This is a genomic window from Streptomyces showdoensis (assembly GCF_039535475.1).
In the GTDB taxonomy this organism is placed as follows: Bacteria; Actinomycetota; Actinomycetes; order Streptomycetales; family Streptomycetaceae; genus Streptomyces; species Streptomyces showdoensis.
On sequence record NZ_BAAAXG010000012.1, the window covers coordinates 328,378 to 347,687 of the forward strand.

The following is a 19,310-nucleotide window of genomic DNA, read 5'->3' on the forward strand; positions in this document are numbered from 1 at the left end:
ACCGGGACGAGGTCGGAAACATGCCGTTCATGTGCAATCCCACATCGTGGGAGACGAGTTGAACGCGCCGGAACGTCCATGGCAAGGTTCCGGCCAACGCCGCCGCGACGCACCGCGGCGGCCGACACGGACGAGCAGCGGGACGAGCACGGAAGGGAGCAGGGCCGCCATGACCGCACACCGACGCGCCGTACCGCCCGCTCCCGCGGCCCTCACCCGCCGCCGCCACATCGACCTGGCCCGCGTCACCGCCACCGCCTGTCGCTGACCCCACCGCCGCCCCGGCGGTGACCCGGGCCGCCCGAGCGCGGCCGCGGCCACTCCGCGCGGCCGGTTCCGCACGCTCGCTCCCGCGCCGTCGCCTCCCGCGGCGGCCGCCCGGTCCGGGCCGCTCTCTTCGTGGATTCCTCGACGGACTCCTTCGTGGACTCCCTCGCGGACTCCTCCACGGACTCCTTCGCCGAAACCCCGTTCGACCTCCCCGGTCCGAGGTCTCCGTCCGGCGCCCCCGTCCGGCGTCCGCCTCCCTCCCCACGCCTCCTCCTCTCCCGGAAGACCCCATGACCTCTGCCCCCGTGCCCGACACGCTCTGGTTCACCCGCTGCCCCGTGCCCACCGCCACCGGCATCGCCGCCGACCGCGGCTGGCTCGCCGAGGCCTTCGCGCCGGACGGCATCGCCGTGCGCTCGCTCCAGGACGCCGAACCCGGCGCCGACCGCTCCGCCCACTACACCCACGCCCTCCCCGGCCTCTTCCGCGAGGGCGGCAACGTGCCCGCCCTGTGGGCCCGTTCGCGCGGCGAACGCACCCGGCTGATCGGGCTCACCTGGATCGAGGAGCGCCAGGCCGTCCTGGTCGCCCCCGGCTCCCCGGTGCGCTCGGCCGACGACCTGCGCGGCCGCCGGCTCGCCCTGCCACGGCACCGGATCGCCATCGACTTCTGGCGGGCGATGGCCCTGCGCGGCTTCGAGGGGGCACTGGCCTCCGCCGGGCACGGCCTGCCGGACGCCGTCCTCGTCGACGTGGACGCCGAGGGCCACCACGGCCAGTGGGCGGCCGAGCTGGCCGCCCTGCGCCGGGGCGAGGTGGACGCGGTGTACGTGAAGGGCGCCCTGGCCGTCGAGGCCGCCCGCCGGGCCGGGGCCGAGGTGGCCGTCGAGCTCGACCAGCTCCCCGATCCGGCGCACCGCGTCAACAACGGCACCCCGCGCCCCCTCACCGTCCACCAGGACCTCCTCGACCGCAGCCCCGAGCTGGTCGACCGCTTCCTCGCCGTCCTGCTCCGCGCCGCCGACTGGGCGGCGGGCGAGCCCGACGAGGTGGCCCGCATCCTCGGCGCCGAGACCGGGGCCGGACCCGAGGGCGTCGCCGGGGCCTACCGCGGCGGCACCCACCGCACCCTGCACCCCGACCTCTCCGCGACCCGGCTCGACCTGCTCGCCCGGCAGTCGGCGGCCCTGCGCGCCCACGGCTTCCTGGCCGGCGCCGTGGACGTCCGGGACTGGGCCGACCCGGAGCCGCTGCGCCGCGCCCGGCTCCTGGTCGGCGCGCCGGCATCGGATGCGGCACCCGCGCCGGCCGCCGGCTCCGGCTCCGGGTCCTTCTCCGCCCCGCAGGCGAAGCACCCGTGACCCCCACGCCCACCGAGCCCGCCGACCCTGCGGAGCCCGGCCCGGCCACCCCGGCCGCCCCGGCCGCCCCGACCAACCCGACCAACCCGGCCGGTCCGGCCGCCCCGACCAGCCCGGCCACCCCGGCCGCCCCGACCAGCCCGGCCGCCCCGACCAACCCGGCCGCCCCGACCAACCCGGCCGCCCCGGCCGCCCCGACCAACCCGGCCGGCCAGACCAACCCGACCAACCCGGCCAACCCGGCCGCCCCGGCCTTCCCGACCGCCCCGACCACCGCCCGCCCGCCCGCCCGCGCACCGAAGGACCTCCGCCATGCGTCCGCTCCGCGTCCTCGCCGCTCTCGCGGCCCTCGCCGCCCTCCCCGCGCTCGCCGCCTGCGGCGGCGGCTCCCCCTCCGACGCCTCCGGCAAGGGCACCGTCACCGTCCGCATCCCCGACCCCCGGCAACTCCGGCGTGCTGGCCCGGGGGAAGAAGGACGGCAGCCTCGACAAGGCGCTCGCCAAGGTGAACGCCAAGGTCGCGTGGACCGGCAGCGCCGGGCCCTTCGCTCCGGCCGCGCAGGCCATGAACGCCGACCAGCTCGACATCGCCACCGGCTCCATCACCTCCGGGATCACCTCGCTCGCCCAGAGCCCGGGCTTCGTGTTCTTCACCGCCACCGATCCGGACCCCGTCGGCGAGGGCATCCTCGTCCGCGAGGGTTCCGGCATCGACTCGGTCGCCGACCTCGTCGGCCGGAAGGTCGCCGTCAACAAGGGCGGGACCGGTGAGTACCTGCTGCTCAAGGCCCTCGCCAAGGCGGGCGTCCCGGCCGGGAAGGTCGAGCGCGTCTACCTCCGCCCCGACCAGACCGCCGCCGTCCTCAACGCGGGGCAGGTCGACGCCTGGGCCGTCTGGTCCACCTACGCGGTCGCCGAGATCGGCGGCGGCAAGGCCCGCTTCGTCGCCGACGGCGCCGCGATCGGCTCCGACAACTACAGCCTCAACGCGGTCCGCAAGGGCTTCGCCGACGCCCACCCCGAGATCGTCCGGGCGCTCTACGACTACCTGCACGAGGAGAGCGCCAAGGAGCGCCGGGACCCGGCCGCCTACCTCAACGTCTTCACCGACGCGGGACCGACCGCCGTCACCGGCCGGGCCCGCGAGGTCCAGCTCGGCTTCACCGCCAAGGGCGGCACCGTCGACCCCATCGGTCCCGAGGACGTGAAGCGCTTCGAGGAGGTCGCCCGGTTCTACGCCGAGCAGAGGGTGACCCCCGCCAAGGTCGACATCGCGGCCCACCTCCTCGACGTCGAGAAGCTCTCATGACCCCGGCCCCCGAAGCCCGCACGCCCGTGGCCGCAGCCGTCCCCGCACCCCTCCCCGCCTCCGAGGGCCGTGCCCCGGAGCCGTCCCCGCTCGTCCGGCCGCGCCCTCCCGCCCGCCGCGCCCGCTCCCGTACGTACACCGTCGTCGTCCGCGCCCTCGGCCCGGTCGGACTGCTCGCCCTGTGGTGGGCGGCCTCCGCGACCGGGGCGCTGACCCCCGACGTGCTCGCCTCGCCCGCCCAAGTCCTGGAAGCCGTAGCAGAGTTGTGGGGCAACGGTCAGCTGCCCGACGCGCTCGCCACCTCGCTCACCCGATCCGGCGTCGGCCTGGCGATCGGGCTCGTGACCGGCCTGGCCCTGGGGGTCGTCACGGGCTTCACCCGGCTCGGCGACGAACTGCTCGACTCCTCCCTCCAGACCCTGCGGACCGTCCCCTTCCTCTCCCTCGTCCCGCTCTTCATGGTCTGGTTCGGGATCAACGAGACGGCGAAGATCCTGCTCATCGCGGTCGCCACCACCTTCCCCATGTACGTCTCCACCGCCGGCGGCGTCCGGGACACCGACCGCCGGCTCGTCGAGGCGATGCGCGCCTTCGGACTCGGCCGGCTCGCGATCGTGCGGCAGGTCGTCCTGCCCGGTGCGCTGCCCTCGCTCCTCGCCGGGCTGCGGCTCTCGATGACCCTCAGCGTCATCGCGCTCATCGCCGCCGAGGAGATCAACGCCACCGAGGGGATCGGCTATCTGATGGCCCAGGCGCAGAGCTACGCCCGCACCGACGTCCTCGCCGTCTGCATCCTCGTCTACGGGCTGCTCGGCCTCACCGCCGACGTGCTCGTGCGCGGCCTGGAACGGGTCCTCATGCCCTGGCGCACGGCCGGCCCGGGCGGCGGAGGTGCCCGATGACCGACGCCGTACGCGTACGGGGCCTGCGCCGGGTCTTCGGTGACCGGGCCGTCCTCGACGGCCTCGAACTGAGCATCCGGCGAGGCGAGTTCGTCGCCCTGCTCGGGGCGAGCGGCAGCGGGAAGACCACCCTGCTGCGCATCCTCGGCGCCCTCGACGGCGCCGACGGGGGAGAGGCCCTGGTCCCCCGCGGCCCGCACCCTCGTCTTCCAGGAGCCCCGGCTCATCCCCTCCAAGAAGGTGCTCGCCAACGTCACCATCGGCCTCCCGCGCGGCGCGCGCACCCGGGCCACCGGGCTGCGGGCGCTCGCCGAGGTCGGTCTCGAACGGCACGCGGACGCCTGGCCGGCCACCCTCTCCGGCGGCGAGGCCCAGCGCGCGGCACTGGCCCGCGCCCTCGTCCGCGAGCCCGAACTCCTTCTGCTCGACGAGCCGTTCGCCGCGCTCGACGCGCTGACCCGGCTGCGGATGCAGGACCTCGTCGGCGAGCTGTGCCGGATCCACCGCCCGGCCGTGCTGCTCGTCACCCACGACGTCGACGAGGCCATCCGGCTCGCCGACCGCGTGGCCGTGCTGCGCGAGGGCCGGCTGATCACCGACGAACCCGTCGCCGTCGACCGGCCCCGCGACCCCGGCGACCCCGCCTTCACCACCCTGCGCCGCCGCCTCCTCGCGGACCTCGGCGTGCACACCCCCGAACCGGCACCGGCCGAACCGGCACCGGCCGAACCGGCACCGGCCGAACCGGCACCGGCCGAACCGGCACCGGCCGAACCGGCGCCCGCCCGCACCTCGCACACCCCCCTTGCCCCCCTCGCCCCTCTCGGAACGGAGCTCTCGGCATGACCGTCACCATCGGCGTCCACAACAGCAACCCCACCCTCTTCCACCTCTCCCGCCTCGGCTACGCCGAGGAGGAGCTGGCCGCCCTCGGCGAGACCGTCGCCTGGCACCCGTACACCGACGGCGTCCGCACCGGCGCCCATCTCGCCGACGGCACCATCGACTTCGGCGGCACCGGTTCCACCCCGCCGGTCACCGCCCAGGCCGAGGGCCACGACATCGTCTACACCGCCGTCTCCGCGCCCCGCCCCGGCCACGGCGCCCTCCTCGTCACCGAGGACGGGCCCGTCCGCACCGTCGCCGACCTCGCGGGCGGCACCGTCCACCTCGCCGTCGGCTCCTGGCAGACCCACCTGGTGGCCAAGGCGCTGGACGACGCCGGCCTCTCGTACGCCACCGACATCACCGCCGTGCGCTCCGGCGACGACAGCGAGGAGCTGCTCCGCTCCGGCGCGATCACCGCCTGGGTCGCCCAGGGCGACCGGCTCGCCGCGGCCCGCCGCACCGGAGGGCTGCGCGTGCTGATCCCCACCGGCGAGGTCATCTCCGACCGCTCCGTCTTCTTCACCCGCCGCGACCTGGCCGAGCGGCGTCCCGAGCTCGTCGCGGCGCTGACCCGGGCGCTGCGGCGCGCCGACGCGTGGGTCGCGGAGCGTCCGCGCGAGGCCGCCGAGGTCACCGCGGCCGCGCTCGGCGGTTCCGCCGACGACTGGGAGACCGCGCTGCGCGCCCTGCCCTGGACGATCGAGGAGGTGTCGGAGGAGTTCCTGGCCGAGCAGCAGCGGGCCGCCGACATCTTCCACCGCACCGGATTCACCGGCCGCCCCGTCACCGTCGCCGACGCCCTGCCCCGAGAGGCCCGCCGCGCATGAGCCCGCAGACCGCACCCGAAGTCCTCTGGTACGTCATCCCGCGCGAGGGCGCCTATCCCTGGGAGCCCGAGGGGCGGCGCCCGGTCGACCTCGGCTACCTCCAGCAGTTGGCCGGCTCGGTCGAGCGGCTCGGCTTCAGCGGCGCGCTGCTCGCCACCGACCTGCACGACGTGTGGCCGCTCGGCAGCGCGCTCGCCGCGGCGACCGGCCCCGGCTTCCGGCCGCTGCTGGCCGTCCACCCCGGGCTGATCTCGCCGACCCTGCTCGCCAAGATGGCGCTGACCTTCGACCACCTCTTCGGCGGCCGGCTGCGCTTCAACGTCGTCAACGGCTCGACCCGGGCGCTGCAGGAGTACGGGCTGCACGTCGGGCACGACGAGCGGTACGCGCTGAGCGCCGAGTACTGGTCGATCGTGAAGCGGCTCACCGCGGGCGAGGTCTTCGACCACAAGGGGCGCTTCTACGAGCTGAAGGACGCCGGCGCCTCGCTGCGCGACCTGAGGCCGGTCCAGGCGCCGCACGTGCCGCTCTGGTTCGGCGGCTCCTCGGCGGCGGGCATCGAGATGGCCGCCGAGCACGTGGACGTCTACCTCACCTGGGGCGAGCCGCCGCACCTGCTGAAGGAGAAGCTGGACCACGTCCGCGCCCGCGCCGCCGCGTACGGCCGCACGCTGCGGATCGGCCTGCGGCTCCACGTGATCGTCCGCGACACGGAGCAGGAGGCCTGGGCGGCGGCCGACCGGCTCCTGGACGTCACCAGCGAGGCGACCTACAGGCGGCAGCTCGGCGAGCGCGCGGGCGAGGACGGGGTGGGCTGGCAGCGCCAGTTCCGGCAGCACGGCGGCCGGGTCCCGGCGCGGGCCCGCGAACTGGAGACCCATCCCAACCTGTGGCCGGGCATGAGCCTGTTCCGCCCGGGGCCGGGCACCGCCCTGGTCGGGGCCGCGGAACAGATCGTCGAGCGACTGCGCGAATACCAGGCGCTCGGAGTGGACACCTTCATCCTGTCGGGCAATCCGCTGCTCGAAGAGGCCTACCGGGTCGCCGAAACGGTGCTGCCCGCGCTCGGCGCGCCGCGTTGATCGGACGTTGATGGCGCGTTTAGGCGGCCGCGGGAGTCTCTTCCCATGCAGACCGACACGATGCCCTTCGCCCCGCAGAGCCTCATGGCCCCGGACCTCTCCTGGCAGGAGGACGCGCTGTGCGCGCAGGCGGGACCGGAGTTCTTCTTCCCGGCGCCCGGCTCCTCGACCCGCGAGGCGAAGCAGCTGTGCGGGGCGTGCCCGGGCCGCGCGGCGTGCCTGGAGTACGCGCTCACGCACGACGAACGCTTCGGGGTGTGGGGCGGGCTCTCGGAGAAGGAGCGGATCAACCTCAAGCGGCGCCGGGGCTGACCGCGCCCGGCGCCGTGCGGGTGGGGGCTCAGCCCGCCGCCCGCGCCGCCATCCGCGACTTGCGCGCCGCCAGCCGCTCGTCGAACTTGGACGCCTCGCCGTCCAGCCCGTTCATGTACAGACCGAGCTCCTCCTGGGCCTTCAGACCCTCCGGGCCGAGGCCGTCGATCTGGAGGACCTTGAGGAAGCGCAGCACCGGCTGGAGCACGTCGTCGTGGTGGATGCGCAGGTTGTAGATCTCGCCGATCGCCATCTGGGCGGCGGCCCGCTCGAAGCCGGGCATGCCGTGTCCGGGCATCCGGAAGCCGACGACGACGTCCCGCACGGCCTGCATGGTGAGGTCGGGGGCGAGCTCGAAGGCCGCGCCGAGCAGGTTGCGGTAGAAGACCATGTGCAGGTTCTCGTCGAGCGCGATGCGGGCCAGCATCCGGTCGCAGACGGGGTCGCCGGACTGGTGGCCGGTGTTGCGGTGCGAGATGCGGGTGGCGAGCTCCTGGAAGGCCACGTACGCGACCGAGTGCAGCATCGAGTGCCGGTTGTCGGACTCGAAGCCCTCGCTCATGTGCGCCATGCGGAAGCGCTCCAGCTCGTCCGGGTCGACCGCCCGCGAGGCCAGCAGGTAGTCGCGCATCACGATGCCGTGCCGGCCCTCCTCCGCGGTCCAGCGGTGCACCCAGGTGCCCCAGGCGCCGTCGCGGCCGAAGAGGCTGGCGATCTCGTGGTGGTAGCTCGGGAGGTTGTCCTCGGTGAGCAGGTTGACCACCAGGGCGATCCGGCCGATGTCGGTGACCTTGGACTGCGAGCGGTCCCAGGCCTCGCCGTCCTCGAAGAAGCCCGGGAAGTTCCGGGCGTCGGACCACGGCACGTAGTCGTGCGGCATCCAGTCCTTGGTGACCTTCAGGTGCCGGTTGAGCTCCTTCTCCACGACCTCTTCCAGGGCGTACAGGAGCCGCGCGTCGGTCCACCCTGCGGAGCTGCCGAGGTGGGGAGAGGTGAGCGTCACGGGAACTCCTGGGGACGGAGAGGGGGCATACGGAACTACCTACGGATTCGTAGGTTACGAGACCGTAGGTTAAAGCCCTCATAAGGGGGTGGCCAAGCCCGTCCCGGAGACGAGCCGTCACGTTCCGTCATGCGCGCAGTTCCGGCGGCCGGCGGGAGACCCAGGTCACGGGAGTCCGGGCCCGCCGCGGGCCCCGGCGGCGGCTACTCAGAGCAGATGATCGGCGGCGCCGGCCTTCACGGCCGAGATGAGCGCCCGCAGTGCCTCGACCGAGTCGCTGACGTACGCGTCGGGGGTGAGGGTGGAGCCGATGTAGGCGCGGCCGGAGCCGTCGAGCCCGAAGCGGAAGCAGTTGGCGCCCTCGCTGCAGAACGCCTCGTTCCAGGAGATGTCCCGGGTGGCGGCGGGGTGGTCGGTGAGGTTCATGGTGACGGGTCCTTCAGAGGTCCTGGGCGATGGAGCGTATGAAGTCGCGGGAGGCGGGCAGCGGCAGGGCGAGTCCGCTCAGCCGGTCCAACAGGCCCCGGTAACGGCGCAGTTGCATGTCGGTGTCGAGGAGCATGGAACCGTGGGACGAGTCGAGCTGCACGGTGTCGAGCTGCGGCACCGGCGCGGACACATAGGTGAACGACTGTCCCGCCCCGGGGAAACCCCCGGCCGTGAACGGGATGACCCGCACGGAGACGGTGTCCCGCTCCGAGCGCTCCAGGATGTACTCCAGCTGTGCCCTGGCGACCTTGGGCCCGCCGAACTGCATGCGCAGCGCCGCCTCGTGGATCACCGCGCCGTACGGCGTCGGCGGGTCCCGGTCGAGCACCTCCTGGCGGCGCAGCCGCAGCTCCACCCGGGCTTCCAGGTCGGGTCCCGGCAGCGGCGGGTCGGCGGTGTCGAAGACGGCCCGCGCATGCTCCTCGGTCTGCAGCAGGCCCGGGATGTGCGTGGTGACGGCGGTGCACAACTCGGAGGCGTGGAACTCCAGTTCGGCGATGTCGATCAGTGCGGGCGGCAGCAGTCCCCGGTGCTGCTCCCACCAGCCGCGGTCGCGCTCCTGCGCCATGGCGGCGAGCAGGTCGATCAGGGCCGTGTCCGGGCAGCCGTAGTTGAAGGCGAGGGTGCGGACCCGTTCGGCGCTGATGCCGAAGCGCCCCGACTCGATGTGGGGGATGCGGGTGCGGTCGACGCCCAGGAGGGCGGCCGCCTGCTGGGCCGACATGCCCGACTGTTCGCGCAGTCTGCGCAGCTCGTGTCCGAGGCGCTGTTGGCGCGCGGTCGGGGTGCTCCTTGGCGGCACGCTCGTGTCCCCCTTCGGTTCCGGGCTCGTGGTCCGGAGGAATCCGCCCGGAACGGCACAAGTGCGAGTGTCTACTGCCAAGTAGTAGCACTGTGCTCCGGGCGTACGTTACGGTCGGTAGTGCAAGTCTCACACGGGGCAATCGTGTTCGACGTGTGAGCACCCCCACACGCACAGGAAATGTGAGCGAAACCGATGAAGGGCGCACTGCGTTGCCTCCCGTCCGCCGTGGCGGCCGGCCCCATACCTCCCGCCACGGAGAACCTCAGCTACTCGATGCTCCTCCCCGGGGGCGCCTACTGTGCCGGACTGGCCCGTGACGCCATCCGCACCCTGGTGAGCCGCCACGGGCTCGCCGAACTCTGCGAGACCGCCGTCCTCGCCGCCTCCGAGCTGGTCTCCGCCGCGTACCGCTTCACCCCGGACCGCGAGATGGTCCTGCGGGTGCGCTGGCAGTTCGACGCGCTGCGGATCGTCCTCTACGACCAGCACCCGGCCCACTCCGCGCCGACGGCGGCCGACGCATGCCGCGACCGCCGCAGCCGCAGCATGTGGCTGCTGGCCGCGGCGGTCGAGGCGCACGGCGGGGACTGGGGGCTCGCCCCCGTCCTCACACCGGACGGGGGCACCAAGTCCTGGGCCTTACTCCACCGTTAGCAGCCCCTCCCGCACGGCCTCGGCCGTCGTGGGCCGCAGCTCGCCGTCGAGCCGCAGCCAGCGGGTGATCCCCAGCGACTCCAGGAACGGCACGTCGTGACTGGCCACGATCAGTGCCCCCTCGTACGCGTCGAGCGCGGCGGTCAGGCTCCGCACCGACGCCATGTCCAGGTTGTTGGTCGGCTCGTCGAGCATCAGCAGCTGCGGCGCCGGCTCGGCGAGCAGCAGCGCCGCCAGCGTCGCACGGAACCGCTCGCCGCCGGACAGCATGCCCACCGGCCGGTCGGCCCGGGCGCCCCGGAAGAGGAACCGGGCCAGCCGTGCCCTGATCGCGTTGTCCGTCGCCCCGGGTGCCATCCGGGCCACGTTCTCCACCACGCTCAGCCCGTCGTCCAGCACGTCGAGCCGCTGCGGCAGGAACCGCAGCGGGACCCGCGCCACCGCCTCGCCCGCGACCGGATCGAGCTCGCCCGCGAGCGTCCGCAGCAGCGTCGTCTTCCCGGCCCCGTTCCGGCCGACCAGGGCCACCCGCTCCGGACCCCGCAGCTCGAACTCCCCGGCGACCCGTGCCCCGTACCGCAGCTCCAGGTCGTGCAGCACCAGCACGTCCCGGCCCGGCGGGACCGAGGTGTAAGGCAGCTCGATCCGGATCTCGTCGTCGTCCCGCACCGCCTCCACCGCCGCGTCCAGCCGCGAGCGCGCCTCGGCGAGCCGCTCCGCGTGCACCTGGCGCTGCTTGCCGGCCGACACCTCGGCCTGGGCCTTGCGGTTGCCCGCCACGATCCTCGGCACCACCCGGTTCTCCGCGCTCTTCTGCCCGTAGCGCTTGCGCCGGGCCGACTTGCCCTGCGCCTCGGTCAGTTCCCGCTTCTGGCGCTGGACGTCGGCCTCGGCGACCCGCACCATGCGTTCGGCCGTCTCCTGTTCGGCGGCGAGCGCCGCCCGGTAGTCGGACCAGGCGCCGCCGTACCAGGTGACCTCGCCGTCCCGCAGGTCGGCGATCTGGTCCACCCGTTCCAGGAGTTCCCGGTCGTGGCTGACCACGACGAGCACCCCCGGCCAGGCGTCCACCGCCTCGTACAGCCTCTGGCGGGCGAAGAGGTCCAGGTTGTTCGTCGGCTCGTCGAGCAGCAGCACGTCCGGCCGGGCGAGCAGCAGCGCCGCCAGCCGCAGCAGGACGGACTCGCCGCCCGAGATCTCGCCGATCGTGCGGTCGAGCCCGACGTGTCCGAGACCGAGCCGGTCGAGCACGGCCCGGGCCCGCTCCTCCACGTCCCAGTCGTCGCCGACGGCCGCGAAGTGCCCGTCGTCGGTGTCGCCCGCCTCGATCGCGTGCAGCGCGGCCCGGGCGCGGTCGATGCCGAGCGCCCGGTCGACGCGCAGCCCGGTGTCGAGGACCAGGTTCTGCGGGAGGTAGCCGACCTCGCCCGCGACCCGCACCGTCCCGGAGGAGGGGCTGAGCTCGCCGGCGATCAGCTTGAGCAGGGTGGACTTCCCCGAACCGTTCAGACCGACCAGACCGGTCCGGCCGGGGCCGACGGCGAGCCGGAAGTCGTCGAGGACCCGGGTCCCGTCGGGCCAGGAGAAGGAGAGGGACGTGCAGGTGACGAAGGTGGGGCGTGGCGCCATGAGAGCCTCCCGGTGGCATGGGCGTGGAGAAGGACTGCGCGGAACGCGCGGACTACGCGGGAGACACCGGGGCGCGGGCTGGGAGAGGAGAACGGGGCAGCGCTCGTACGCCGAGGTCGAGGACGGCACACGCGGCGGCGGGGCGGCACGCGCGGCACGGTGTCTCGAAACCTCAGACGAGCAACGGCCTTCTCCGATCGGGCGACAACAGGGCCGGGAAGAACGCTACGGAGCGGGCGGCGTGCGCCGCAAACGAATTAAGGGCGCGCCCCCGCCTACGGGCGCTCCTCCAGGAGCCGGCCGAGGTTCCCGTCCCAGTCGAGGTGCTCGCGCTCGCGGCCCCGCGGCACCAGGCGCTGCGAGGCCTTGAGGAAGCGGCGCAGCTCGGACGTGTGGACGTGCACCATGGCGACGCCCTCGGGGGCGTGGAACTCGACCACGGTCCGGTCGTACCCGTACGGGCGCAGTCGTACGTCCCCGAGGCCCGCGGGTCCCTCGACGCCCTCCGCGAGCAGCTCGCGCGCGAAGGCCCACGAGACTTCCACGCCCTCCAGCGTCGCGGGCGGCGGGAAGGCCATGCGGACCGCGAACGGGTCCTCACGGTCGTACCGCAGCGTGGCGGAGACGGTCTCCATCCGTGGGACGGACGCGACCAGACGGGCCTGGACGGCCTGCTCGATGACGGTGGACAAGGCCAGCCTCCTGTTGCGCGGCTACGTTCTCCTGGTCTCCCCCTGACACAGGAAGAGACGAACCGCGGGGCCGGATCGTGCACTGCGGGGGTACGTGAGCTGTGTCACCGCCCGCCGCGGCCGCCCGCCGTCGGCGTCTCTCGGCGCCGTCGGCGCTATCCGTCGGCCGCGAAGGGCTCGAACTCCGCGCCCGCGCACGCTCCGGAGTGGTCGCAGTACGGCTGGTTGCCGGTGGCGCCGCAGCCGCACAGAACCGCCCGGGTCTCGTGCCGCCCCTCCGGCCCGCTCCGCCCGTCCCGCACGAGGAGGTCGCCGCGGACCAGGAGCCGGCCGTCCGGCATCCGCCGCACGGTGGTGGGGACGTCCCCCGACTCGGCCGGGACCTCGGCCGGGCCCGGGGCCGGGCGGTACTGGAGCGCGCCCGACGGACAGCGGCGGATCACCTCGGCGACCAGGTCGGGGGCGGCCCCGTCGGGCCGCACCCACGGGCGCTCGGCCAGGTCGAACACGGCGGGCAGGCCGCGGACGCACTCCGCCGCGTGGAGGCAGCGGCGCGGCTCGTATGTGACGGTGATGCCCTCGCCGTCGTACTCCTTGATCCTCGGCTGTTCCTCGGCCGTGGGTTCGGTCATGCGCCCAGCCTAGGAAGGGGCGGCGGGGCACGCACCCTGGACGGGGATCTTCGGGGTGGGCTAGCTTCCGGCGCCATGACGTCCATGCGGAACACGAGACGAATGACGGCGACGGCGCTGGCGGGGGCCGCTCTGGCGATGGCCCTCGCGGCCCCGGCGCAGGCGGCGCCCGGCCACGGGCCCGCCGGGTGGCGGCTCACGAAGACCGACACCGACGCCCGCTTCCGTGGCCTCGCCGCGGTCAGCCGGTCGGTCGCCTGGGCGGCGGGTTCCCAGGGCACGGTGCTGCGCACCACCGACGGGGGCAAGAGCTGGCGAAACGTCTCTCCGCCGGGAGCGGCGGAGCTGGAGTTCCGCGACGTGGAGGCCTTCGACGGCCGGCGGGCCGTGGTCCTCGCGATCGGCGAGGGCGAGGCCTCCCGGGTCCTGCGCACCGAGGACGGCGGGCTGACCTGGAGCGAGTCCTTCCGCAACACCGACCCGCGGGCCTTCTACGACTGCATGACCTTCTTCGACCGCCGGCACGGCCTCGCGATGAGCGACCCGGTCGACGGGAAGTACCGCATCCTGTCCACCGGCGACGGCGGCCGGTCCTGGCGGGTCCTGCCCGCCGAGGGCATGCCCGCCGCGTTGCCCGGCGAGGCCGGGTTCGCGGCGAGCGGGCAGTGCCTGGTCTCGTCCGGGCCGAAGGACGTGTGGCTCGCGACCGGCGGCGGCGCCACCGGCCGGGTCCTGCACTCCGCGGACCGCGGCCTGCACTGGACCGCCACGGACACCACGATCCCGGCGGGGGAGGGAGCCAAGGGCGTCTTCGGCCTCGCCTTCCGCGACCGCGCCCACGGCATCGCCGTCGGCGGCGACTACCGCAAGGACCAGCCCTCGCCGCGGGCCGCCGCCGTCACCGGCGACGCGGGCCGCAGCTGGACGGCCTCCGCCACCCCGCCGCCCGTCTACCGCTCGGGCGTCGCCTGGCTCCCGCACGCGAAGCGGTCCGCCCTCGCGGTCGGCCCCACCGGCACGGACCTCACCACGGACGGCGGCCGCACCTGGCGCACGGTCGACACCGGCTCGTACGACACCGTCGACTGCACCGCCGACGGCGCCTGCTGGGCCTCCGGGGAGAAGGGCCGGATCGCCCGGCTCACCCGCGGGGACCTGGGCTAGCGGCTCGGGGAGGCACCCCGCCGCGCCGCCCTCAGGCCGGCAACTCCTCGCGGAACGGGGCCAGTTCGGCGGCCGTCTTGGTCGCGTGGAACTCGGTGATCCGGTACGCGCAGACGCCCCCGACGCTGAACGGGTCGGCCGCCGCGATCTTCTCGATCTCCGCGCGGCCGACCCCGGCGGCCAGGATCACCCCGCCGTCGCGGGGGTTCTTCCGCCCGGAGGCGAGGAACACCCCGGCGGCGTACTGCGCGTCGAGCCACTCGATGTGCGCGTCGAGCAGCGCGTCGACCTGCTCGACCGGGGCGGTGTAGGAGAGTTCAAGTACGAACATGGGCGCCAGGCTACGCGCCCGCCCCGGCCCGGTCCGCCGTAGGGTGCCCAGTCATGACGATCATCGAGATTCCCGCGGGCTGGCCCGCCGACGAGGACACCGCCAGGGCCGTGCAGGAGGAGCTGCGCGAGCGGCTCGTGACGGCCGAGGAGGGTCCCGCCGCCGGGACGGGTCGCGTCACCGGGGTCGACGTCGCCTACGACGACGAGCGCGACCTGGTGGCCGCGGCGGCCGTCGTGCTGGACGCCCGGACCCTTGAGGTGGTGGAGGAGGCCACCGCCGTCGGACGGGTGTCCTTCCCGTACGTACCGGGGCTGCTCGCCTTCCGCGAGGTCCCGACCGTGCTCGCCGCGCTCGGGCGGCTCGCCGCCGACCCGGGGCTGCTGGTCTGCGACGGCTACGGCCTCGCCCACCCGCGCCGCTTCGGCCTCGCCAGCCACCTCGGGGTGGTCACGGGGCTGCCCTCGATCGGCGTCGCCAAGAACCCGTTCACCTTCACGTACGAGCAGCCCGGCACCGACCGGGGAGCGTTCGCCGACCTCGTCGCCGAGGGCGAGACCGTCGGCCGCGCGCTGCGCACCCGCGCCGGCGTGAAGCCGGTCTTCGTCTCCGTCGGCCACCGGGTCTCGCTGGAGCGGGCCTGTGCCCACACGCTCCACCTCACCCCCCGCTACCGCCTGCCCGAGACCACCCGCCACGCCGACTCGCTGTGCCGCCGGGCCCTCGCCGAGGCGCGTGCGGCGGAGTGAGGGCGCATGAGCACGAGGACCCTGTGACTCCTGGGGCGCCTGAGTACGAGTACGGATACCGGCCCGGTACGGTGGGCGGCACAGTGTGGAGCATGACAAGCCCCGGTGCGATCGGCACCCTGCAGTGCGTGGTCCTCGACTGTCCCGACGTGATGGAACTCGCCGAGTTCTACCGTGCGTTGCTCGGCGGCGAGATCAACCGCCCCGACCCCCAGTGGGCCGTCGGCGACGCCTGGGCCACCCTCCACGGCGCCTCCGGGGCGCCCGTGCTCGCCTTCCAGGGTGTGGCCGACCACCGGCCGCCGGTCTGGGGCGCGCCCGAGCAGCAGTTCCACATCGACGTACGGGTCGAGGACCTGGACGCGGCCCACGAGGCGGTGCTGGCCCTCGGGGCCTGGCGGCTCGACTCCGGCGAGGGCGACCGGGCCTGGCGCATCTACGCCGACCCGGCCGGCCACCCGTTCTGCCTGGTGCGCCACTGAGTTCCCGGGCGGTCAGCCCGAGTACGCCACCCGGAAGCGCAGCCCCGCCGCCCGCAGCCGGTCCAGCAGCGCGTCGCCCATCGCGACCGCCGTCGTGACCTGGCCGGAGGTCTTCGGCAGCTCGTCGAGGGCCAGGCAGAGTGCGGACTCGGCGAGCATCTTCGCGGTCTCGTCGTACCCGGGATCGCCGCCCGACACCTCGGTGAACACGCGCCGGCCGCCGCCCTCGCCGACGAAGCGCACGGTGAACCAGCTGCGGGCCCGCCGGTCGGCGTCGGGGCCCCGGCCCGGCTCGTAACGGTCCATCAGCCAGCTGCGCACGAAGGGCAGTTGGGCGGCCAGGACGCCCGTGCTCACCACCGCGGCGCCGCCGAGCGCCATCGGGAGCGTCTTCACCGAGGCGTAGTGGCGGTAGCGGAAGTCCGGTCCGTACCGCTCCAGGGCCGCCGCCGAGCGCGTCACCACCTGAGGGTCCAGGGTGGGCAGCGGCAGCGCCCACGTGCCGGTCTCGCGGCTGAACCGCGGCCCGGACAGCGGCGCGTGGGCCCGCCGGGTCACCAGCCGGGGCTCGTGCAGCCGCCGTTCGTGCGCGGCACGCAGGATCTCCCGGCCGCGGCCGAAGGCGGTCAGGGCCGAGGCGAAGGTGCCGCCCGAGAAGACCGCGCCGGCCCTCACGAACCCGTCGATCCGCAGCGGCACCCCCTCCGGCAGCTGCCGCACCGTGAAGTACACGCCGAGGTCGTGCGGGACGGAGTCGAAACCGCACGCGTGCACCAGACGGGCCCCGGTCTCCCGGGCGCGGGCGTCGTACCGCACGTACATCCGGTCGACGAACTCCGCCTCGCCGGTCAGGTCCACGTAGTCGGTCCCGGCCTCCGCGCAGGCCGCCACCAGGCCCTCGCCGTACCAGACGTAGGGGCCGACGGTGCTCGCCACGACCCGGGCCGATCCGGCCAGTTCACGCAGCGAGTCCGGGTCCTCGGAGTCGGCGACGAGCAGCGGCAGGTCGGCGCAGTGGGGCCGGCGCTCCGCCAGCCGGTGGCGCAGCGCGCCGAGCCGCGCCCGGCTGCGGCCGGCGAGCGCCCAGCGGCACCCGGCCGGGGCGTGCGCGGCCAGGTACTCCGCGGTGAGCCCGCCCGCGAACCCGGTCGCCCCGAAGAGGACCACGTCGTACGGCCGTCCGGCCGCCCCTGTCTCCATCCCGCCCAGCCCCTCGGTCAGCGTCCGCGCCGTCCCCCGGCGCGGATGTCGTCGGCGGACTCTAGCGGAAGTCGCGGCCGACGCAATTTCCAAGCGCTTGCTCGGCTCGGGGGCTTGTGCCGAGTGGAACACGTTCCTAGCATCTCCGGTGTTACATCATCACTGTCACACACCTCTGGGGGCTCGATGAGCACACCGCGCCACGCCCGCCCCGGCCCGCTCTCCGGCGTCCGGGTGGTGGAACTCGCGGGCATCGGCCCCGGCCCCTTCGCGGCCATGCTCCTCGCCGACCTCGGCGCCGACGTCGTCCGCGTCGACCGGCCCGGCGGCGCCGGCCTCGGCATCGACCCCGCCTACGACCTCACCAACCGCAACAAGCGCTCCGTCCTGGTCGACCTCAAGGCCGAGGGCGGCCCGGAGACCGTGCTCGACCTGGTGGCCCGCGCCGACGTCCTGATCGAGGGCTACCGGCCCGGCGTCGCCGAACGCCTCGGCATCGGCCCCGAGCCCTGCCTCGCCCGCAACCCGCGGCTCGTCTACGGCCGGATGACCGGCTGGGGCCAGACCGGGCCGCTCGCGCACACCGCCGGGCACGACATCGGCTACCTCGCCGTCACCGGCACCCTCGGCATGATCGGCCCCGACCCGGACGGCCCGCCCACCGTCCCCGCCAACCTCGTCGGCGACTACGCGGGCGGCTCCCTCTACCTCGTCATCGGCGTCCTCGCCGCCCTCCGGCACGCGAGCGAGCACGGCGAGGGCCAGGTCGTCGACGCCGCCATCGTCGACGGCTCCGCCCACCTCGCCATGATGATCCACGGCATGCTCGCCGCCGGCGGCTGGCAGGACCGGCGCGGCGTCAACCTGCTGGACGGCGGCTGCCCCTTCTACGGGACCTACGAGACCGCCGACGGCGGACACATGGCCGTCGGCGCGCTGGAACAGCGGTTCTACGCCGAGTTCGCCCGCCTCCTCGGCCTCGGCGAGGCGGCTGAGGCCCGGAACGACCTCGCCCGCTGGCCCGAGCTGCGGGCCGCCGTCGCCGCCCGCTTCCGCACCCGTACCCGGGACGAGTGGACCGCCGTCTTCGAGGGCACCGACGCCTGCGTGGCCCCCGTCCTCTCGATGCGCGAGGCACCCGGCCACCCGCACCTCGCCGTCCGCGGCACCTTCGTCGAGCACGCGGGGCTCGTCCAGCCCGCGCCCGCGCCCCGCTTCTCCGCCACCCCCGGCGCGGTCCGCACCGGACCCGTCCGGCCCGGCGCCGACACCGACGAGGTCGCCCGCGACTGGGCCGTACCGTCGCTGACCGGCGCCACCCCGCCCCCCGACGCAGCCGTCAAGGAGCCCTCCGCATGAAGCGCCAGCTCTACACCGCCGACCACGAGGCTTTCCGCGAGACCGTCCGCACCTTCCTCGCCAAGGAGGTGCTGCCGCACTACGCCCGGTGGGAGCAGGACGGCATCGTCTCCCGCGAGGTCTGGCGGGCCGCCGGCCGGCAGGGCCTGCTCGGCCTCGCCGTCGACCAGGAGTACGGGGGCGGCGGCGAGCCGGACTTCCGCTACAGCGTCGTCCTCGCCGAGGAGTTCACCCGCGCCGGCACCCCCGGCCTCGCCATCGGGCTGCACAACGACATCATCGGCCCCTACCTCACCTCGCTCGCCACCGAGGAGCAGAAGCGCCGCTGGCTGCCCGGCTTCTGCAGCGGCGAGCTCGTCACCGCCATCGCCATGACCGAGCCCGGCGCCGGATCCGACCTCCAGGCCATCCGCACCACCGCCGAGGACCACGGCGACCACTGGATCCTCAACGGCTCCAAGACCTTCATCTCCAACGGCATCCTCGCCGACCTGGTCGTCGTCGTCGCGAAGACCACCCCCGAGGGCGGCGCCCACGGCCTCTCCCTGCTCGTCGTCGAGCGCGGCGCGGAGGGCTTCGAGCGCGGCCGCAACCTCGACAAGATCGGCCAGAAGTCCCAGGACACCGCCGAGCTCTTCTTCACCGACGTACGCGTCCCGAAGGAGAACCTGCTCGGCGAGCTCGACGGCGCCTTCGTGCACCTGATGACCAACCTCGCCCAGGAGCGGCTCGCCATCGCCGTCGCCGCCATCGCCGGCGCGGAGCACCTCCTGGAGCTGACCACCGCGTACGTCAAGGAGCGCGAGGCCTTCGGACGGCCGCTCGCCAAGCTCCAGCACGTGCGCTTCGAGATCGCCGAGATGGCCACCGAGTGCGCCGTCACCCGCACCTTCATCGACCGCTGCGTCGAGGAGCACACCGCGCCGGGCGGGCCGGGACTCGACGCCGTGCACGCCTCCATGGCCAAGTGGTGGGCCACCGAACTGCAGAAGCGGGTCGCCGACCGGTGCCTGCAACTGCACGGCGGATACGGCTACATGAGCGAATTCCCGGTGGCCAGGGCCTTCACGGACGGCCGCATCCAGACCATCTACGGCGGGACGACCGAGATCATGAAGGAGATCATCGGCCGTTCCCTGCTCGCCTGACCCTCATGCGAAAGGCAACATC

General features: G+C 74.3%; 19 protein-coding genes and 2 pseudogenes. 13 read left to right on the plus strand and 8 right to left on the minus strand.

The annotated features are described in order from the left end of the window. Nucleotides 1-560 precede the first annotated feature (560 nt). The 7 genes and pseudogenes from ABD981_RS08240 to ABD981_RS08270 all read left to right on the plus strand — a co-directional run bounded on the left by ABD981_RS08240 (nucleotide 561) and on the right by ABD981_RS08270 (nucleotide 6,951). Nucleotides 561-1,631: an ABC transporter substrate-binding protein gene (locus tag ABD981_RS08240; RefSeq protein ID WP_046910438.1), complete on the plus strand. Its 1,071-nt coding sequence runs from the start codon at nucleotides 561-563 to the stop codon at nucleotides 1,629-1,631. 312 nt (nucleotides 1,632-1,943) lie between these two features. Continuing rightward, nucleotides 1,944-2,940 (plus strand): annotated as a pseudogene (locus ABD981_RS08245) (NrtA/SsuA/CpmA family ABC transporter substrate-binding protein). Next, a complete protein-coding gene (locus ABD981_RS08250; RefSeq protein ID WP_046910440.1) occupies nucleotides 2,937-3,842 on the plus strand; it encodes an ABC transporter permease in 906 nt (301 codons plus the stop codon). Before ABD981_RS08245 ends, ABD981_RS08250 begins: the two are co-directional and overlap by 4 nt. After that, a pseudogene (locus ABD981_RS08255) lies at nucleotides 3,839-4,688 on the plus strand (ABC transporter ATP-binding protein). Before ABD981_RS08250 ends, ABD981_RS08255 begins: the two are co-directional and overlap by 4 nt. After that, nucleotides 4,685-5,557 carry an ABC transporter substrate-binding protein gene (locus tag ABD981_RS08260; protein WP_046910442.1) on the plus strand — a complete coding sequence of 291 codons (873 nt, stop codon included), beginning with the start codon at nucleotides 4,685-4,687 and terminating at the stop codon, nucleotides 5,555-5,557. Before ABD981_RS08255 ends, ABD981_RS08260 begins: the two are co-directional and overlap by 4 nt. Next, entirely contained in the window at nucleotides 5,554-6,639 is a 1,086-nt protein-coding gene (locus tag ABD981_RS08265; protein WP_046910443.1) for an LLM class flavin-dependent oxidoreductase, read from the plus strand. Before ABD981_RS08260 ends, ABD981_RS08265 begins: the two co-directional genes overlap by 4 nt. A 45-nt stretch (nucleotides 6,640-6,684) precedes the next feature. Further along, nucleotides 6,685-6,951 carry a WhiB family transcriptional regulator gene (locus ABD981_RS08270; protein WP_240495390.1) on the plus strand — a complete coding sequence of 89 codons (267 nt, stop codon included), beginning with the start codon at nucleotides 6,685-6,687 and terminating at the stop codon, nucleotides 6,949-6,951. Nucleotides 6,952-6,979: 28 nt separating this feature from the next. On the opposite strand, the gene ABD981_RS08275 is transcribed toward ABD981_RS08270, so the two are convergent. The 3 genes from ABD981_RS08275 to ABD981_RS08285 all read right to left on the minus strand — a co-directional run bounded on the left by ABD981_RS08275 (nucleotide 6,980) and on the right by ABD981_RS08285 (nucleotide 9,245). Then, entirely contained in the window at nucleotides 6,980-7,954 is a 975-nt protein-coding gene (locus tag ABD981_RS08275) for an acyl-ACP desaturase (RefSeq protein WP_046910444.1), read from the minus strand. Nucleotides 7,955-8,161: 207 nt separating this feature from the next. After that, entirely contained in the window at nucleotides 8,162-8,380 is a 219-nt protein-coding gene (locus ABD981_RS08280; RefSeq protein WP_046910445.1) for a hypothetical protein, read from the minus strand. Nucleotides 8,381-8,393: 13 nt separating this feature from the next. Beyond that, nucleotides 8,394-9,245 carry a helix-turn-helix domain-containing protein gene (locus ABD981_RS08285; protein WP_046910446.1) on the minus strand — a complete coding sequence of 284 codons (852 nt, stop codon included), beginning with the start codon at nucleotides 9,243-9,245 and terminating at the stop codon, nucleotides 8,394-8,396. 195 nt (nucleotides 9,246-9,440) lie between these two features. Between ABD981_RS08285 and ABD981_RS08290 the strand changes: the two genes are divergently transcribed. Next, on the plus strand, nucleotides 9,441-9,902 hold the full coding sequence (locus ABD981_RS08290; protein ID WP_046910447.1) for an ATP-binding protein: 462 nt from the start codon (nucleotides 9,441-9,443) through the stop codon (nucleotides 9,900-9,902). Here ABD981_RS08290 and ABD981_RS08295 read toward each other — a convergent pair. The 3 genes from ABD981_RS08295 to ABD981_RS08305 form a co-directional block, all read right to left on the minus strand. Next, the gene (locus ABD981_RS08295; protein WP_046910448.1) at nucleotides 9,888-11,531 is read right to left on the minus strand and encodes an ABC-F family ATP-binding cassette domain-containing protein; all 1,644 of its coding nucleotides are present in this window, start codon (nucleotides 11,529-11,531) and stop codon (nucleotides 9,888-9,890) included. The genes ABD981_RS08290 and ABD981_RS08295 overlap by 15 nt on opposite strands. A gap of 275 nt (nucleotides 11,532-11,806) precedes the next feature. Beyond that, on the minus strand, nucleotides 11,807-12,223 hold the full coding sequence (ssgD, locus tag ABD981_RS08300) for a spore wall synthesis regulator SsgD (RefSeq protein ID WP_046910449.1): 417 nt from the start codon (nucleotides 12,221-12,223) through the stop codon (nucleotides 11,807-11,809). A gap of 155 nt (nucleotides 12,224-12,378) precedes the next feature. Further along, nucleotides 12,379-12,855 carry a (4Fe-4S)-binding protein gene (locus ABD981_RS08305; RefSeq protein WP_046910450.1) on the minus strand — a complete coding sequence of 159 codons (477 nt, stop codon included), beginning with the start codon at nucleotides 12,853-12,855 and terminating at the stop codon, nucleotides 12,379-12,381. 75 nt (nucleotides 12,856-12,930) lie between these two features. Between ABD981_RS08305 and ABD981_RS08310 the strand changes: the two genes are divergently transcribed. Continuing rightward, nucleotides 12,931-14,019 (plus strand): WD40/YVTN/BNR-like repeat-containing protein, encoded by a 1,089-nt coding sequence (locus ABD981_RS08310; protein ID WP_240495391.1) that lies wholly within the window; start codon nucleotides 12,931-12,933, stop codon nucleotides 14,017-14,019. A gap of 31 nt (nucleotides 14,020-14,050) precedes the next feature. On the opposite strand, the gene ABD981_RS08315 is transcribed toward ABD981_RS08310, so the two are convergent. Next, the gene (locus tag ABD981_RS08315) at nucleotides 14,051-14,350 is read right to left on the minus strand and encodes a YciI family protein (protein ID WP_046910452.1); all 300 of its coding nucleotides are present in this window, start codon (nucleotides 14,348-14,350) and stop codon (nucleotides 14,051-14,053) included. Between the two features lie 53 nt (nucleotides 14,351-14,403). Here ABD981_RS08315 and ABD981_RS08320 point away from each other — a divergent pair, with 53 nt between their 5' ends. Then, a complete protein-coding gene (locus tag ABD981_RS08320) occupies nucleotides 14,404-15,099 on the plus strand; it encodes an endonuclease V (protein ID WP_046910453.1) in 696 nt (231 codons plus the stop codon). 92 nt (nucleotides 15,100-15,191) lie between these two features. Then, nucleotides 15,192-15,581 (plus strand): VOC family protein, encoded by a 390-nt coding sequence (locus ABD981_RS08325; protein ID WP_046910454.1) that lies wholly within the window; start codon nucleotides 15,192-15,194, stop codon nucleotides 15,579-15,581. Nucleotides 15,582-15,593: 12 nt separating this feature from the next. On the opposite strand, the gene ABD981_RS08330 is transcribed toward ABD981_RS08325, so the two are convergent. Beyond that, nucleotides 15,594-16,781, minus strand: a complete 1,188-nt coding sequence (locus ABD981_RS08330; RefSeq protein ID WP_046910455.1) for a saccharopine dehydrogenase family protein — start codon at nucleotides 16,779-16,781, stop codon at nucleotides 15,594-15,596. A gap of 186 nt (nucleotides 16,782-16,967) precedes the next feature. Between ABD981_RS08330 and ABD981_RS08335 the strand changes: the two genes are divergently transcribed. Beyond that, the gene (locus ABD981_RS08335; protein ID WP_046910456.1) at nucleotides 16,968-18,140 is read left to right on the plus strand and encodes a CaiB/BaiF CoA transferase family protein; all 1,173 of its coding nucleotides are present in this window, start codon (nucleotides 16,968-16,970) and stop codon (nucleotides 18,138-18,140) included. Continuing rightward, the gene (locus ABD981_RS08340) at nucleotides 18,137-19,288 is read left to right on the plus strand and encodes an acyl-CoA dehydrogenase family protein (RefSeq protein ID WP_046910457.1); all 1,152 of its coding nucleotides are present in this window, start codon (nucleotides 18,137-18,139) and stop codon (nucleotides 19,286-19,288) included. Before ABD981_RS08335 ends, ABD981_RS08340 begins: the two co-directional genes overlap by 4 nt. Nucleotides 19,289-19,310 lie beyond the last annotated feature (22 nt).

What these genes read in the sequence shown, in the direction of transcription:
- ABD981_RS08310 (WP_240495391.1), top strand. Translation starts at nt 12,931, where the DNA reads ATGACGTCCATGCGGAACACGAGACGAATGACGGCGACGGCGCTGGCG.
- ABD981_RS08240 (WP_046910438.1), top strand. Translation starts at nt 561, where the DNA reads ATGACCTCTGCCCCCGTGCCCGACACGCTCTGGTTCACCCGCTGCCCC.
- ABD981_RS08265 (WP_046910443.1), top strand. Translation starts at nt 5,554, where the DNA reads ATGAGCCCGCAGACCGCACCCGAAGTCCTCTGGTACGTCATCCCGCGC.
- ABD981_RS08330 (WP_046910455.1), bottom strand. Translation starts at nt 16,781, where the DNA reads ATGGAGACAGGGGCGGCCGGACGGCCGTACGACGTGGTCCTCTTCGGG.
- ABD981_RS08280 (WP_046910445.1), bottom strand. Translation starts at nt 8,380, where the DNA reads ATGAACCTCACCGACCACCCCGCCGCCACCCGGGACATCTCCTGGAAC.
- ABD981_RS08295 (WP_046910448.1), bottom strand. Translation starts at nt 11,531, where the DNA reads ATGGCGCCACGCCCCACCTTCGTCACCTGCACGTCCCTCTCCTTCTCC.
- ABD981_RS08315 (WP_046910452.1), bottom strand. Translation starts at nt 14,350, where the DNA reads ATGTTCGTACTTGAACTCTCCTACACCGCCCCGGTCGAGCAGGTCGAC.
- ABD981_RS08305 (WP_046910450.1), bottom strand. Translation starts at nt 12,855, where the DNA reads ATGACCGAACCCACGGCCGAGGAACAGCCGAGGATCAAGGAGTACGAC.
- ABD981_RS08335 (WP_046910456.1), top strand. Translation starts at nt 16,968, where the DNA reads ATGAGCACACCGCGCCACGCCCGCCCCGGCCCGCTCTCCGGCGTCCGG.
- ABD981_RS08340 (WP_046910457.1), top strand. Translation starts at nt 18,137, where the DNA reads ATGAAGCGCCAGCTCTACACCGCCGACCACGAGGCTTTCCGCGAGACC.
- ABD981_RS08320 (WP_046910453.1), top strand. Translation starts at nt 14,404, where the DNA reads ATGACGATCATCGAGATTCCCGCGGGCTGGCCCGCCGACGAGGACACC.
- ABD981_RS08270 (WP_240495390.1), top strand. Translation starts at nt 6,685, where the DNA reads ATGCAGACCGACACGATGCCCTTCGCCCCGCAGAGCCTCATGGCCCCG.
- ABD981_RS08260 (WP_046910442.1), top strand. Translation starts at nt 4,685, where the DNA reads ATGACCGTCACCATCGGCGTCCACAACAGCAACCCCACCCTCTTCCAC.
- ABD981_RS08325 (WP_046910454.1), top strand. Translation starts at nt 15,192, where the DNA reads ATGACAAGCCCCGGTGCGATCGGCACCCTGCAGTGCGTGGTCCTCGAC.
- ABD981_RS08290 (WP_046910447.1), top strand. Translation starts at nt 9,441, where the DNA reads ATGAAGGGCGCACTGCGTTGCCTCCCGTCCGCCGTGGCGGCCGGCCCC.
- ABD981_RS08250 (WP_046910440.1), top strand. Translation starts at nt 2,937, where the DNA reads ATGACCCCGGCCCCCGAAGCCCGCACGCCCGTGGCCGCAGCCGTCCCC.